Annotated in this window: 10 protein-coding genes; 5 read left to right on the top strand and 5 right to left on the bottom strand. The window is 62.4% G+C overall.

What is annotated here, in order from left to right; genetic code table 11:
- Nucleotides 1-813, bottom strand: a complete 813-nt coding sequence (locus tag ASC86_RS09225) for a PfkB family carbohydrate kinase (protein ID WP_056319635.1) — start codon at nucleotides 811-813, stop codon at nucleotides 1-3.
- Between the two features lie 76 nt (nucleotides 814-889).
- Entirely contained in the window at nucleotides 890-1,903 is a 1,014-nt protein-coding gene (locus tag ASC86_RS09220) for an SIS domain-containing protein (RefSeq protein ID WP_056319537.1), read from the bottom strand.
- Between the two features lie 204 nt (nucleotides 1,904-2,107).
- On the opposite strand from ASC86_RS09220, the gene ASC86_RS09215 reads away from it, so the two are divergent.
- From ASC86_RS09215 to ASC86_RS09200, 4 genes are all read left to right on the top strand, one after another.
- Nucleotides 2,108-2,839, top strand: coding sequence for a GntR family transcriptional regulator (locus ASC86_RS09215; RefSeq protein WP_056319535.1), 732 nt, complete (start codon nucleotides 2,108-2,110; stop codon nucleotides 2,837-2,839).
- Between the two features lie 252 nt (nucleotides 2,840-3,091).
- Nucleotides 3,092-5,041 carry a PrkA family serine protein kinase gene (locus ASC86_RS09210; protein ID WP_056319533.1) on the top strand — a complete coding sequence of 650 codons (1,950 nt, stop codon included), beginning with the start codon at nucleotides 3,092-3,094 and terminating at the stop codon, nucleotides 5,039-5,041.
- A 24-nt stretch (nucleotides 5,042-5,065) separates the two neighbouring features.
- Complete coding sequence (locus tag ASC86_RS09205; protein WP_056319531.1) at nucleotides 5,066-6,385, top strand: YeaH/YhbH family protein; 1,320 nt, start codon at nucleotides 5,066-5,068, stop codon at nucleotides 6,383-6,385.
- An 11-nt stretch (nucleotides 6,386-6,396) separates the two neighbouring features.
- The gene (locus ASC86_RS09200) at nucleotides 6,397-7,938 is read left to right on the top strand and encodes a SpoVR family protein (RefSeq protein ID WP_056319530.1); all 1,542 of its coding nucleotides are present in this window, start codon (nucleotides 6,397-6,399) and stop codon (nucleotides 7,936-7,938) included.
- Between the two features lie 91 nt (nucleotides 7,939-8,029).
- Here ASC86_RS09200 and ASC86_RS09195 read toward each other — a convergent pair whose 3' ends face one another.
- Both ASC86_RS09195 and ASC86_RS09190 read right to left on the bottom strand, forming a co-directional pair.
- Nucleotides 8,030-9,481, bottom strand: a complete 1,452-nt coding sequence (locus ASC86_RS09195) for an NCS1 family nucleobase:cation symporter-1 (protein ID WP_056319527.1) — start codon at nucleotides 9,479-9,481, stop codon at nucleotides 8,030-8,032.
- 434 nt (nucleotides 9,482-9,915) lie between these two features.
- Nucleotides 9,916-10,980 (bottom strand): sensor domain-containing diguanylate cyclase, encoded by a 1,065-nt coding sequence (locus tag ASC86_RS09190; RefSeq protein ID WP_056319525.1) that lies wholly within the window; start codon nucleotides 10,978-10,980, stop codon nucleotides 9,916-9,918.
- A gap of 348 nt (nucleotides 10,981-11,328) precedes the next feature.
- Between ASC86_RS09190 and zwf the strand changes: the two genes are divergently transcribed.
- Nucleotides 11,329-12,771 carry a glucose-6-phosphate dehydrogenase gene (zwf, locus tag ASC86_RS09185; protein ID WP_056319632.1) on the top strand — a complete coding sequence of 481 codons (1,443 nt, stop codon included), beginning with the start codon at nucleotides 11,329-11,331 and terminating at the stop codon, nucleotides 12,769-12,771.
- Here the strand turns inward: zwf and ASC86_RS09180 are convergent.
- On the bottom strand, nucleotides 12,768-14,060 hold the full coding sequence (locus ASC86_RS09180) for an amidohydrolase (RefSeq protein ID WP_056319523.1): 1,293 nt from the start codon (nucleotides 14,058-14,060) through the stop codon (nucleotides 12,768-12,770). The two genes, zwf and ASC86_RS09180, sit on opposite strands and share 4 nt — an antisense overlap.
- Nucleotides 14,061-14,080 lie beyond the last annotated feature (20 nt).

Here is a 14,080-nt window from a genome sequence, read left to right as displayed (position 1 = left end):
TCAGAGCGGCCGGGCTTCCTGCGGGAAGCCTCCGACATGGGTGCAGGTGAAGGCGGCCTGATCGCGCCCGGCTGTCAGGCACTCGGGCAGGGACCTTCCCGCAATGCGGGCGGCGAGGAAGCCGGCGATAAAGCTGTCGCCGGCGCCGGTCGTGTCGACCACCTCCACCGGCTTGATGCCCGCCTCGAAACGATCGGTGCCGTCACTGACGAGGGAGCCCTTGCTGCCGCGCGTGACGACGGCAAGCGGCACGCCGTCGCCAAGCAGGCATTCCAGCTGCGCATCGGCCGCACCGTCATCGCTGCCGGCCGAGGCGAAGGCGATGGCAAGGCCGTTGGTGCCGAGATTGGCCGGGTCGGCATTGACGGAAATGTCCTGGGAAACGCTGACGCCGGCGGCGGCAAGCGTGCGGCGCAGGTCGCCGCCGTCGTCCATCCAGCCGATATGAACATGATCCATGGTCTTCAGCACGGCAATCTCGGCCTCATCCGGCCGGTAACCGGCGCAGACACCGAAATCCTCGTAAGCAAAGACGCGTTCGCCGGAGGGGAGGACTTCGATATCGGTGTAGGCGGTGATGCCCGGCCGTTCCCTCAGATAGGTGACATCGACACCGTTTTGCGCCAGCAGTTCCCGCGTCCAGCGCCCCGCCCGATCCGGGCCGATGGCGCCGAAATAGAATGACACCTGGCCGCGCCGCGCCAGCTGCACGGCGACATTGACAGCATTGCCGCCCACGAGCGACGTCGAGACGGGCGGCTGGAACCGGTCGATGCAATTGTCGCCGACGGCGGCGAAGCGGTAGCTCTTCATGCTGCTCTCGTAAGGGACGGCAAAGCCGCGAACACGGTCATTCGCGGCTTTGAGGCTTTCGGTCAAGTCGCTGATTTTAATAGGCGACGCGCTTGTAGTAGCGGCGGGTCGTCAGCGGATGGTTGCGCATGACTTCCAGATGGGCGCTGATGCGCTCCAGAACCGTCGCGAGCAGCACCGGCGAAATGAGGCCGCGCACTTCCGGCGAAATGCCCGGCAGCTCGAAGTCGGCGGTGTCGAGCACCGTCAGCTTGTCGGTATAGTTCGGGGCAAAGTTCTGGACGCGATCGGCGAGCGGCCGCAAGGCATCCTCGCCCTTGAACAGGATGACACTGACGCCCTTTTCGACCAGTTCCAGCGTGCCGTGGAAGAAATCGGAGGCATGGACGGGACGGGTGCGAATCCACTGCATTTCTTCGAGGATGCACATGCCGTAGTAGAAGGCCTCCGGCCAGACGTTGCCGGCGCCGGTGACGATGTGGAAGTCGGAACCGGCAAGCACCTTGGCGAAGGCTTCGGCCTTCGGCTCATAGGCGCGCTTCACCTCGAGAAGCAGTTCGGGAAGGCGCGTCAGTTCCGCGACGATTGCATCGTGGTTTTCGATCTCGCCGCGATGCTTGAGGATCGCCAGCGCGACGAACAGGGACTGCAGATAGAAGGATTCGCAGGACGTGTCGTCCTCGGCGAAGTTGACGAAGACATGATCGCCGCCCTTGCCGAGGGGGGTTTCCTCATGGCCGACGAGCGTCAGCACCGTGGCGCCGATCTCCTTCAGTTTGGCGAGCAGCGCGACGCTCTCCTTCGTCGTACCGGAAAGCGAGGGCATGACGACGATCGACTTCTCAGTCAGGTTCGCCGAGCCTGTGAGAACGAGTTCCGCCGGCATGTCGATGAAGGCCGGGAAGCGCGAGCGGCGCTGCAGCAGTTGAGCGGCCGGCTGCATCAGGATCGCCGCGCCGCCGGTGCCGAGGAAGAAGATGTTTTCCGCGCCCGCCGCAAGGCAGGATGCGATCACCGTTTCGAGCCGCTTCTGCAGGCCGACGGCACCCGACTGGATGCGCAAGAATCTCTGTTCGTCGAAGTTCAGCATGGATACGCCCCTTACTGCTGCCGGTTTCAATGTTGTAAGACAACTGACATCGTGGGCGAGTTGTGTCAAGGCGAGTTGTGGAAATTTCCGGAAAGCGCAGAGCCGCGTATTCTGCGGGGTTGCGGCGCTTCGGCCTCCTCTTGACCATCCCGGATATGTCAGACAAGAAAGGTCTTGAAGATTACCAGTCGAACGAGGCACCCGGTGGACGAACCCCTTCGCGATTCGCGTACCCTTGCCGTCCAGCTCAGGGACCGGATTGCCGATCTGATCAAGGACGAGGGGCTGAAGCCGGGCGACAAGCTGCCGACCGAGGCGCAGCTGACCCAACGTTTCAAGATTTCGCGACCGGCGCTGCGCGAGGCGCTAAAGCTGCTCGAACAGGACGACGTCATCTTTGTCGAGCATGGCCGCGGCCGTTTCGTCTCCGCACTTTCGGCCGTTCAGGTCGACCGGCCGATCACGGTCTTCGAAAGCGTCACCGACATGGCGCAGCAGTACGGCTATCGCACGGTCAACAAGGTGCTTTCCATTTCCGAGGAGGTGCCGGACAAGCGCGTTGCCGAGAGCCTGCAGCTCGGCCCGGCGGACCGGGTGATCCGTATCGAGCGCATCCGGCTGCATGATGACCAGCCGATCCTCTACTGCATCGACTATGTACCCCGCAGCCTCGTCGCCGGCCGGCTCTATGATATCGACTGGAGCGGTTCGTTGATGGCGCTGATGGACGAATACGGCAACCGCCCGCGCATGTCGGCGGCAAGCGTGTCGGCCGTCATGCTGCCGGAAGAGGTGGTCGAGCGCCATGACCTCAGGGATTTCGGTCCGGCTCTGCTCATCACGGAAACCTGTTTCAACGCCGCCGGCGCTCCGGTGAACTACGCCATCGACTACCACCGCGGCAGCCATTTTTCCTTCAGCCTGACCCGTAAGTAATACGGGCCTGCCAATCAGGCGGAAGAGGCGTGGTTTTCGCTCCGCTCTTTAGCTGCGGCATGGTCATTGTCAGAACGTGTGCCGACGGCCAGGTCCGACGGTGTGGGGCGCATGGATGCCTTGCCGCATGGGGGTGGGTGGTTTATTGTCTTTTTCATCGACGATGGGAACAAAATGCCTGGCTGATTCGTCTATTGGCTAGAGGCCGCCAAACCAGAGCGCGGCCTGGTCCAGCGACTGTGGGAGAGTTCCATGCGAACCGACGGCAGTGACGTTTTCGACCTCTTCTCAAAAGCTTACGCGAGCGAAGCCAGAGAGACGTTGAGCCTGCAGGAATATTTGCTGGGCTGCCGCGACAATGCGAGCATGTATGCGACCGCTCCCGAGCGCATGGTTACTGCTATCGGCGCGCCGAAGCTGGTCGATACGAGCACGGATGAGCGCCTTGGCCGGGTCTTCGCCAACCGGACGATCAAGATATACCCCGCATTTTCCGACTTTTACGGCATGGAAGACACGATCGAGCGGATCGTCGGATACTTCCGCTATGCCGCGCAAGGGCTCGAAGAGCGCAAGCAGATTCTCTATCTGCTCGGTCCGGTCGGCGGCGGTAAGTCGTCGCTGGCCGAACGCCTGAAGAAGCTGATGGAAGAGCAGCCGATCTACACGCTTGCCGTCGACGGCAAGATCAGCCCGGTGTTCGAATCCCCGCTCGGTCTCTTCAGCCGCGAGCGTATGGGCGACCTGCTGGAGGAAAAATACGGCATAGCCAAGCGGCGGCTCACCGGCCTCATCTCGCCGTGGGCGACGAAGCGGCTGGACGAGATCGGCGGCGACATCTCCAAGTTCAGCGTCGTCAAGCTGATGCCGTCACGGTTGCGCCAGATCGCCATCGCCAAGACCGAACCGGGCGACGAGAACAATCAGGACGTGTCGGCGCTGGTCGGCAAGGTCGATATTCGCCAGCTTGAAAATTTCAGCCAGGCCGACCCCGACGCCTATTCCTATAGCGGCGGTCTCAACCGCACCACGCAAGGGCTGCTGGAATTCGTCGAAATGTTCAAGGCGCCGATCAAGGTGCTGCATCCGTTGCTGACTGCCACGCAGGAGGGTAGCTACAACGGCACCGAAAACTTTGGCAGCTTTCCCTATCAGGGGATCGTTCTTGCCCATTCCAACGAGTCGGAATGGCTGCAATTCAAGCACAACCGCAACAACGAGGCCTTTCTTGATCGTATCCTCGTCGTCAAGGTGCCCTATTGCCTCAGGATTACCGAGGAGCGGTTGATCTATGAGAAGCTTTTGCGCGAAAGCGAGCTTGCCGAAAGCCCCTGTGCGCCCGAGGTGCTGGAAAACCTCAGCCGTTTCACGGTTGCCACTCGCCTGACGCCGCACGAGAACTCGCCGACCTACACCAAGATGCGCGTCTATGACGGCGAAAACCTGAAGGACACCGATCCCAAGGCGAGGTCGCTGCAGGAATATCGCGATGTCGGCGGCGTCGACGAGGGCATGAACGGCATCAGCACGCGCTTTGCCTTCAAGGTGCTGTCGGAGACTTTCAACTATGACACCAAGGAGGTGGCGGCCGATCCGGTCCACCTCATGCTGGTCCTCGAACAGGCGATCCGCCGCGAGCAGTTTCCCAAGGAAACCGAGGCGAACTATCTCGACTTCATCCGCTCGGAAATTGCCGCCCGCTATGCCGAATTCATCGGCCATGAAATCCAGAAGGCCTATCTGGAATCCTACAGCGAGTACGGTCAGAACCTGTTCGACCGCTATATCGCCTATGCGGATGCGTGGCTGGAAGACCAGGATTTCAAGGACCCGGACACCGGCCAGATTCTCAACCGCGACATCCTCGACAGCGAGCTGTCCCAGATCGAAAAGCCGGCGGGCATTGCCAACCCGAAGGATTTCCGCAACGAGGTGGTCAAGTTCACCCTGCGCGCCCGCGCCCGCAACGGCGGCCGCAACCCCTCCTGGACGAGCTACGAAAAGCTGCGCGAGGTGATCGAGAAGCGCATGTTCGGCCAGGTCGAGGACCTGCTTCCGGTCATCAGCTTCGGCTCGAAGAAGGACAGCGCGACCGAGAAGCAGCATGCCGATTTCGTCGAGCGCATGACCGCGCGGGGTTATACCGTCCGGCAGGTCCGGCGGCTGGTCGACTGGTACATGCGTGTCAACAAGGCCGGCTGAAAACGCCGTTGCGGGGGCCGACCCATGCCGAATTTCATCGATCGTCGGCTCAACCCGAAGGATCGCAGCCTCGGAAACCGGCAGCGTTTCCTGAAGCGTGTGCACGACGAGTTGAAGCGGGCGATCAGCGATCGCGTCAAATCCGACAAGATCGCCGATGTCGATGCCGCCCACGGCGTGCCGGTGCCGAAGCGAGGCGCGGACGAACCGAGCTTTCGCCCTTCCACCGCCAGCGGCGAGCGGCAATATGTGCTGCCCGGCAATGAAAGCTTTTCGGCGGGCGACCGCATCGGCAAGCCCGACAGCGGCGGCGGCCAGGGCGGCGGCCGTGGACCGGGGCAGGGCGAAGGCGAGGACGATTTTCTCTTCGTTCTGTCGCGCGACGAGGTCCTCGATCTTTTCTTCGAGGATCTGGAGCTTCCCGACATGGTCAAGCTCAACCTCAAGGAAACGGTGATCTACAAGCTCCACCGCGTTGGCTTCACCACCCTGGGCACGCCAAGCAACATCAATGTCGGGCGCACGATGCGCAACAGCTTCGGACGGCGCATCGCGTTGCATCGCCCGAGCGGCAGGGAATACCAGGCCGTCACCGACGAGATCGCGGCGCTTGAGGCGGAGCCCGACCTATCCGCCGTGCAGCGGCGGCGGCTTGCGGCACTGCGTATCGAATTGGAAGCCCTGGAGCGGCGGCGCAAACGCATCGCCTATGTCGATCCGGTCGATGTGCGCTTCAACCGCTTCGAGCGCCAGCCGCTTCCCAATGCCAATGCGGTGATGTTCTGCCTGATGGACGTCTCGGCCTCGATGGGCGAGCGGGAAAAGGACCTTGCGAAACGCTTCTTCGTACTGCTGCACCTGTTCCTGAAACGGCGCTACGAGCGCATCGAGATCGTCTTCATCCGCCATACGGACGAGGCGCGGGAGGTCGATGAGGAAACCTTCTTCTTCAGCAAGCAGAGCGGCGGCACGGTCGTCTCCACGGCGCTGGAAGAGATGAAGCGCATCGTGCTTGACCGCTATCCCTCCGACATCTGGAACATCTATGCGGCGCAGGCCTCCGACGGCGACAACGCGACGGGGGATTCCGAGCGCTGCGCCAAGCTTTTGCGCGACGAGGTCATGAAGCTCTGCCAGTACTACGCTTATGTCGAAATCATCGATGAGCGGGAAAGCGAGATTTTTGGCTCGACCGACAATGGCACCGCGCTCTGGCGGGCCTACCGCATCGTCGATGGTGCGATATCGAACTTCCAGATGACCCGCATCGCACGGCCCGCCGATATCTACCCGGTTTTCCGAAAACTCTTTGCCCGGCACAAGGCGGTCCAGCCCGGCCGATGAAGGAAGCGACCATGGCCAGAGACGCCAAGCTGCTGTTCGAAAGTTCCGAATGGAACTTCGCCACGCTGTCGCGCGCCTACGAGGCCATCGAGGAGATCGCCGTCGGCGAGATGGGGCTGGATGTCTATCCCAACCAGATCGAGATCATCTCCTCCGAGCAGATGCTCGATGCCTATTCCTCCATCGGCATGCCGCTGATGTATCAGCATTGGTCCTTCGGCAAGCGTTTTGCCGCCGAAAGCCATCTCTACCGCAAGGGTCACCGGGGGCTCGCCTATGAGCTTGTCATCAATTCCAACCCTTGCATCACCTATCTCATGGAAGAAAACACCATGCCGATGCAGGCACTGGTGACGGCGCACGCCGCCTTCGGCCACAACCATTTCTTCAAGAACAACTACCTCTTCCGCCAATGGACGGATGCCGGCGCGATCCTCGGCTATATGGATTTTGCCAAGAAATACATCGCCAAATGCGAGGAGCGGCATGGCATCGCCGCGGTGGAGGAAATCCTGGATTCGGCCCATGCGCTGATGGATCAGGGGGTCTTCCATTATCGCCGGCCGCCGCGGCTTTCGCCGGCAAAGGTGACGGAGCGGGCGCGCGAACGGCTGGAATACGAGGAACAGGTTTATAGCGACCTCTGGCGCACCCTGCCGGCCACGACCGGATCCGCCGATATCGCGGAAGCCGAGCGTGAGGCGCTGGAGCGCAAGAAGGCACTGCACCTGCCTGAGGAAAACCTGCTCTATTTCCTCGAAAAGCATAGCCTGATCCTCGAACCCTGGCAGCGGGAAATCCTGCGGATCGTCCGGGTGATCGCGCAGTATTTCTACCCGCAGGGCCAGACCAAGGTGATGAACGAGGGCTGTGCGACTTTCGTGCATTACACGATCATCAATCGGCTGTTCGATCAGGGCCGGATGAGCGAAGGGGCGATGCTCGAACTGCTGGCGAGCCATGCCAACGTAGTGTTCCAGCCGGGCTTCGACGACCCGCGCTTTTCAGGCCTGAACCCTTACGCTCTCGGTTTTGCGATGATGCAGGATATCGAGCGCATCTGCATGATGCCGACCTCGGAGGACAGGGACTGGTTTCCCACCATCGCCGGCAATGGCGACTGGATGGGAACCCTGATCGACGCCTGGGAGAACCACCGGGACGAATCCTTCATCCTGCAATATCTAAGCCCGGCGCTGATCCGCAAATTCCGCCTGTTCCATCTTTCCGATCGCGCCAGGGACCGCTTTTGCGAGGTTGCTTCCATCCATGATGAGCGCGGCTATTCCGCCGTGCGAGCGGCCCTTGCGCGCAACTACGATCCCGGCGCCAATCGTCCGGATATCCAGGTGGTCGATGTCGATCTGCTGGGCGACCGGCGGCTGCGGCTGCAGCATCTGGTCAAAAACGGCATTTTGCTGGAGGAGAAGCAGCGCGACGCGACACTCGCCCATATCCGCCGGCTCTGGGGGTATGGCTTGAGCCTCAAGGGGATTGATGCCGCGACCGGCGCCAAGCTCTACGAATGCTCTTCGGACGATGCGGGCGGTTAGGCGGATAGGTTTCCGGCCCATGGCGCGGCCGCATAAAGCAGAATGAGCGGCTTTCAGGCCGCTCACTCAAGTTTCGACGCCTGGGTCGGTATCAGACCGGGTAGGCCTTGCCGACCTTCGATGCGCGCAGTCCGTAGTAGATCACGCCGGCGATGGCGACGCCGAAGAACCAGCCGTACACACCCCACCAGGACGGCATGATCGAGGTCATGCCGGGCAGGATCGACGAGAAGACGATGCCGATGCCGGCTGCGATCAGCGCGTTGACGTGCCAGCCGTTTTCGAAGCGGAACTCGCCGTCTTCGCGATAGAGGGCTTCGACATTCACCCGGCCTTTGCGGATAAGGTAGTAATCGACCATCATCACGCCGAAGATCGGGCCCATGGTGTTGCCGACCATGTTGACGAAGTGGGCGGCACCGCCTTCCCAAGGGGCAAACGGATAAAGCACCAGCGCGATTGCCGCTGCGATATAGCCGCCCTTCTTGAAGTCGATATGCTTCGGGAAGACGTTGGCGAAGTCGAAGGCCGGCGAGACGAAGTTGGCGACGACGTTGATGCCGAGCGTTGCAACCGCGAAGGTCAGTGCCGCGAGCAGCGCCAGGAAGATGCTGTCGAACTTCGCCGAGACCTGGTCCGGATACAGCAGCACCTCGCCGTAGACCTTGAAGGCGGCAATGGTGGTGACGCCGGCGACCAGCGAGAACAGGATCAGGTTGACCGGCAGGCCCCAGAGGTTGCCGATGGTCAGCGAGCGTTCGCTCGGGCAATAGCGCGAAAAGTCGCAGAAGTTGAGGTACAGCGCCGAGAAATAGGTGACCCAGATCGCGGCGACGGCCATGAGCGCCGCAAACGACCCCGGCGTGCCGGGCACGCCCGCATCCTTGGTCTTTTCGAGCAGCACGTCCATCGGGATGGTGTGGCTGAAGGAGAAGCCGCCGGCCTTGACGACCAGATAGACCGCCAGCAGCAGCATCATGACCCACACGGCGGGACCGGCCCAATCCTGGAAGCGGCGCACGGTTTCCATGCCGTTCTGGATGATCAGCAACTGCAGCGCCCAGACGACGACGTAGCAGATGACTTCCAGCGTTGAATGGCCGAGCATGTGGCTGGACTGGTGGAACTGCAGCAGGCTCTCGTTGCGGACGAGCAGGGCAACGATGGCGCCGGAAGCGGCCGCCGTCTGTGCGCCATACCAGAAGCAGGCGACGATGGCGCGCACGAGGGCCGGGAAGTTCGCGCCCCAGATGCCGAAGGAAGCGCGGGCGAGAACGGGGAAGGGAACGCCGGTGCGCACGCCCGCAAGGCCGACCATGTGCATGAGGAAGAAGATCGCCAGCGAGCCGATGCCGATGGCAAGCAGGAAGTTCACGAAGCTGCCGCAGAACAGAAACAGGCTGGCGGCGAGATAATAGCCCCACAGGCTGTGCACGTCCGAAGTCCAGACGTTGAAAATGGAGAAGGCGCCCCAATTGCGCACTTTCGCGGGCGCGAGGTCCTCGTTGTATAGCTGTGGTGATGCTCCTGGGGGTATCGTCATTCTTTCCTCCTCCTGACGTTTGAACCCTGCATCGCATTTTGTGAGCCGACGGTATCAGTGTGTCAATCTGGCCGAAACAGTCCAGTTGGACGGATGTCAGGTTCGTGAAAATATCCGATTTCGTTAATTTTTAATAAAACCAGCCGGTTACAATAGGCGCCATTTCTCGCAAGAAGGCCGGGTGCTTACGAACCGAACAAGACTTTCAATTTTTCGAGTAAAATCTTTCGTGGAAAACCGAGGTGATCGCGCAGACGACGGCCCTCGCAAACCGGCATGGCGGAAGGCCGCGGCGAAGCGCTGCGCATTGGAAAGAAAATCTGCGGTATCCGCGCGTTCATGGCCGGTCGCAGCAACCGGCTTTTTTACGATGTCATGCAGCGGTGGCGGGCACCTTAACCTCGGGCGTTGCGCCGATGCGGACCGCGCGTGGACTACGCCGGTGCAGAGCCCCGGAAAGCGTCGCCGCCGACGGCCTTTGCCGCGTAGAGCGCGAGGTCGGCGCGGGTGAAGAGTTCCGTGGATGTTTCGCCCTCGGCGAAGGCAAAGCCGACGGAGGCGCTGACATTGAAGGTGTGGCCGAAACAGGTCATCGGCATCCGGGCGGCCTCGACCACATGCCGCGCCACGCGCTCGATGACGTCGCGGCCGACGGACGGCCCGAAGAGCACGGCGAACTCATCGCCGCCGATACGGGCGATCAGCTCTGCCGACTGGCAGGTGCTCGTCAGCCTGCGGGTGAACTCGATCAGGCATTCGTCGCCGAAAGCGTGACCATACGTGTCGTTGATCTCCTTGAAGGAGTCGAGGTCGATCAGCATCAGCGCACCGCCTGTGCCGCTTGCCCCGCAGATGCCGGCGAGCCGCACCTGGACCTGGGTGCGGTTGGCAAGCCCGGTCATCATGTCATGTTCGGCCAGATGCCGCATGTGCTCGAAGGTTTTCTTCTCTTCGGTGATGTCCTGCTTGATGCCGAACAGGCGGATCGGCTCGCCGTTGCGGCGCTCGATCGTGGCGGAAATCCTGATCCAGCGCTTGCCGAATTCGGGGCTGTTGATCTCAGCATCCAGCTTGAAGCCGTCTTCCTCCCGGATGGCCTTGCCGCGCACCGCCTGCAGGCGCGCCAGCGATTCTTCGGAATAGCTTTTCAGGATTTCGCTGCGGACAAGGCCGCGGCTGCGCGACTGGCCAAAGAGATCGTAGGTGCCGTTGCTCCAGGTCAGCTGCTCGTTGGGCAACTCGCACTGCCAGGTGCCCATGCGGGCTACGGCGGCGGCCCGCTCGAAGATCTCGGCGCCGGCCAGCGCTGCTTCGACCTGGCGGACAAGGGCGGATTGATCCTCGACCTGCTGCTGCAATTGCCGGATGGCCTGTGTGTCGAAGGGGCGATTCAGGGCGGAACGCAGCCGCCCCAGCAGCGCGTAGAGCGCCGATTGCGGCGCCGGGTCGTCAGCGGCTCGGAGCGCGCCCGTTTGCAGATCATCTGCTGGATTTCTCATGTTCGCTACCGACTTCCGATGAGGCTTCCGTTTTTCTTTGTTCCTACTCTGAAATCGTTAACCGCAGGTGAGAAGGCTGTCCATTCCCGATCCCTTTTGAAGACATTTTGCATGGAAGGGGTGACCGGGGCCGGAAAAAACCTTTGCGGACGCGACCGCCATCGCCCCTTGATCGCCCTCGCAATCCATGCCTCTATTCAGCGTGAATGGGTGAGGACGGGCCGTGGCGGCTTCAGGCACGAAGACAGCTGTTTTACGGCGGCGTAAGGCCGGTACCGCCGAGGCGCTGCCGCGCGCCGAAGGTGCAACCGAAGATGTGGGGGGACGGGTAATTTGCGCAAGAATTCCATGCGGGTGGGGCCCGGCTATCCTCAGGTCGTCGTGCTCGTTGGCGCGACGGGCGATCTCTCCCGGCGCAAGCTTTTGCCGGGGCTGTTTCATCTCATCAATGCCGGCTTCATTCCGGGCTGCCGCATTGTCGGCGTCTCGCTCGATGACATCGATGTCGATGCGTTCCGCACCATCGCCCGCGATTCGCTGAACCAGTTCCTGACCCGTAAGTTCACCGAGGCCGAGTGGGAGGCATTTTCAGAATCACTCGATTATGTCTCGCTTTCGGCCGGCGCCGGCGCGCTGAAGGAGGCGGTCGGCCGGGCGGAGGCGGCGCTGGGGCCGGAGACGCGGCGGGTGCATTATCTCTCCGTGCCGCCGAAGGCCGCCCTTCCGGCGGTGCAGCTGCTGGCCGAGGCCAAGCTGGTGGAGCGCTGCCGCATCATCATGGAAAAGCCGTTCGGCACGGACCTCGCCAGCGCCGTCGAGCTGAACCGCAAGCTGCACGAGGTGTTCGACGAGAAGCAGATTTTCCGCATCGACCATTTCCTCGGCAAGGAGCCGGCGCAGAACATCCTCGCCTTTCGCTTCGCCAACGGCCTGTTCGAGCCGATCTCGAACCGCAATTTCATCGATCACGTGCAGATCGACGTTCCGGAAACGCTCGGCCTTTCCACCCGTGCCGCCTTTTACGAGACCACCGGCGCCTATCGCGACATGGTGGTGACCCACCTCTTCCAGATCCTCGCCTTCATGGCGATGGAGCCGCCGACGGCGCTGGAGCCGGCGCCGATCTCCGAGGAGAAGAACAAGGTGTTCCGCTCCATGCTGCCGATCGAGCCGCGCGACGTGGTGCGCGGCCAGTATATCGGCTACCGCAAGGAGCCGGGCGTCGATCCCGAGAGCGATACCGATACCTTCATCGCGCTGAAATGCGCCATCGACAACTGGCGCTGGGCCGGCGTGCCCTTCTTCCTGCGCACCGGAAAACGCCTGGCCGAAGGCCAGCGTATCATCTCCATCGCCTTCCGCGAGCCGCCGAAATCGATGTTTCCGGCCGGCTCAGGCGTCGGCGCGCAGGGACCGGATCACCTGACCTTCGATCTTGCGGATGCCTCCAAGGTTTCCTTGTCCTTTTACGGCAAACGCCCCGGTCCGGGTTTCCGGCTCGACAAGCTGTCGTTGCAATTCGCCATGAGCGAAACAGGCCTGATCGGCGAGGTGCTGGAGGCCTACGAGCGTCTGATCCTCGACGCCATGCGTGGCGACCACACGCTGTTTACCACCGCCGAGGGCATCGAGCGGCTTTGGGAAGTGTCCCAGCCGTTGCTCGACAACCCGCCGCCGGTGCGGCTCTACGATCAGGGCAGCTGGGGTCCGAAATCGATCCACCAGCTCATCGCTCCCCATGCCTGGCGCCTGCCGTTCGAGCGGGCCTGGCGGGATTCGTCGAAGGGTTAGGCGCCAAGCAGCCTGCGGGCGATTCCGGCAAACAGGGTGACGCCGGTTTCCAGAGAATTTTCGTCGATGTCGAAATTATCGGCGTGGTGCACGGCGGGGATGTCGCTGCCGATCAGGCAATAGGCGGCGCTGCCGCCGTTTTCGCGCACGCGGCGGATCATCAGGCAGGCATCGTCGCCGCCGCCGATCGACCATTCGGGCAGGACCTCGGTGACGCCGGGCAGGCTGCTTGCGACGTCGGCGATCAGGGCGACGGCCTGCGGGCTGTTCTCATTGCCGGGCATGTGGCTCTTGGGCACGATCTCGACCGTGCATTGGTGCATGGCGGCGGTGCCATCGATCACGGCGCGCAGGCGCTCGACCATGTAATCATGGGCGGCGCGGCTGTCGGCGCGCACCTCGACCAGCATCTCGCAGGTATCGGCGATGATATTGAATGCGGTGCCGGCTTTCAGCACGCCGACATTGACGAAGGTTTCCGAACCGGAAAAACGGGAAATGCCGTGCAGGCCAAGGGCGGCCGTCGCACCGGCGAGCAGGGCGTTGCGGCCTTCCTGCGGAGCCATCGCCGCATGGGCGACCGCACCGCGGAAGGTGACGGCGAAGCGGCTGGAGAACAGGAAGCCGACAGCGCTGGCGGCGATCTTGCCGGAGGGCAGCAGGCAGCCGAGATGGCCGACGAACAGATGATCCACACCTTCGACCGCGCCGCCCGCCACCATCGGAGCCGCGCCTCGGGCACTTTCCTCGGCCGGCTGGAAAATCACCCGCAGCGTGCCGGAAAGGCCTTTTTCGTCGGCAAGCTGGCGAGCGAGCGCAAGGCCGATGCCGACATGGCCGTCATGGCCGCAGGCGTGCATGCGCCCGGCAAAACGGGACTGATATTTTTCGGTATTCGGCTTGTGATCGGCAGCAGTCGTTTCGATGACCGGCAGGGCATCCATATCGAAGCGGAAGGCGACGACGGGGCCTTCGCCGAAGCGCAGGTCGGCGACGACGCCGGTCAGGCCGTCCGGCATGCGCTCCATCCAGAGGGCATCGCCACCGGCGGCAAGGGCTGCAAGCTTGGCTTCTTCCACCCGTTCGGCAGAGGGCGGATCGATCACGGCGTCGTAATCCATGATCTCGCGGCCGGTGCGCACGGCAAAGCCGAGATGATCGAGATAGGCGGCGATGCGCGAGGCGGTGCGGTATTCCAGCAGAGCCGTTTCCGGGTAGCGGTGCAGGTCGCGGCGCACGGTCACGGCAGGCGCATTGCTGGCGGCAATCATCTCGGCAAGAGTGTTCATGGCAGTCCTATGTCTTTTGT

The organism is Rhizobium sp. Root1212 (genome assembly GCF_001424985.1).
Taxonomy (GTDB): Bacteria; Pseudomonadota; Alphaproteobacteria; order Rhizobiales; family Rhizobiaceae; genus Pararhizobium.
This window is presented reverse-complemented; position numbering and strand designations above follow the sequence as displayed.

Excerpts from the sequence above, each read along its gene's own strand:
- ASC86_RS09225 (WP_056319635.1), bottom strand. The coding sequence starts at position 813 with ATGAAGAGCTACCGCTTCGCCGCCGTCGGCGACAATTGCATCGACCGG.
- ASC86_RS09200 (WP_056319530.1), top strand. The coding sequence starts at position 6,397 with ATGGCCAGAGACGCCAAGCTGCTGTTCGAAAGTTCCGAATGGAACTTC.
- ASC86_RS09190 (WP_056319525.1), bottom strand. The coding sequence starts at position 10,980 with ATGAGAAATCCAGCAGATGATCTGCAAACGGGCGCGCTCCGAGCCGCT.
- zwf (WP_056319632.1), top strand. The coding sequence starts at position 11,329 with ATGCGGGTGGGGCCCGGCTATCCTCAGGTCGTCGTGCTCGTTGGCGCG.
- ASC86_RS09180 (WP_056319523.1), bottom strand. The coding sequence starts at position 14,060 with ATGAACACTCTTGCCGAGATGATTGCCGCCAGCAATGCGCCTGCCGTG.
- ASC86_RS09205 (WP_056319531.1), top strand. The coding sequence starts at position 5,066 with ATGCCGAATTTCATCGATCGTCGGCTCAACCCGAAGGATCGCAGCCTC.
- ASC86_RS09210 (WP_056319533.1), top strand. The coding sequence starts at position 3,092 with ATGCGAACCGACGGCAGTGACGTTTTCGACCTCTTCTCAAAAGCTTAC.
- ASC86_RS09195 (WP_056319527.1), bottom strand. The coding sequence starts at position 9,481 with ATGACGATACCCCCAGGAGCATCACCACAGCTATACAACGAGGACCTC.
- ASC86_RS09220 (WP_056319537.1), bottom strand. The coding sequence starts at position 1,903 with ATGCTGAACTTCGACGAACAGAGATTCTTGCGCATCCAGTCGGGTGCC.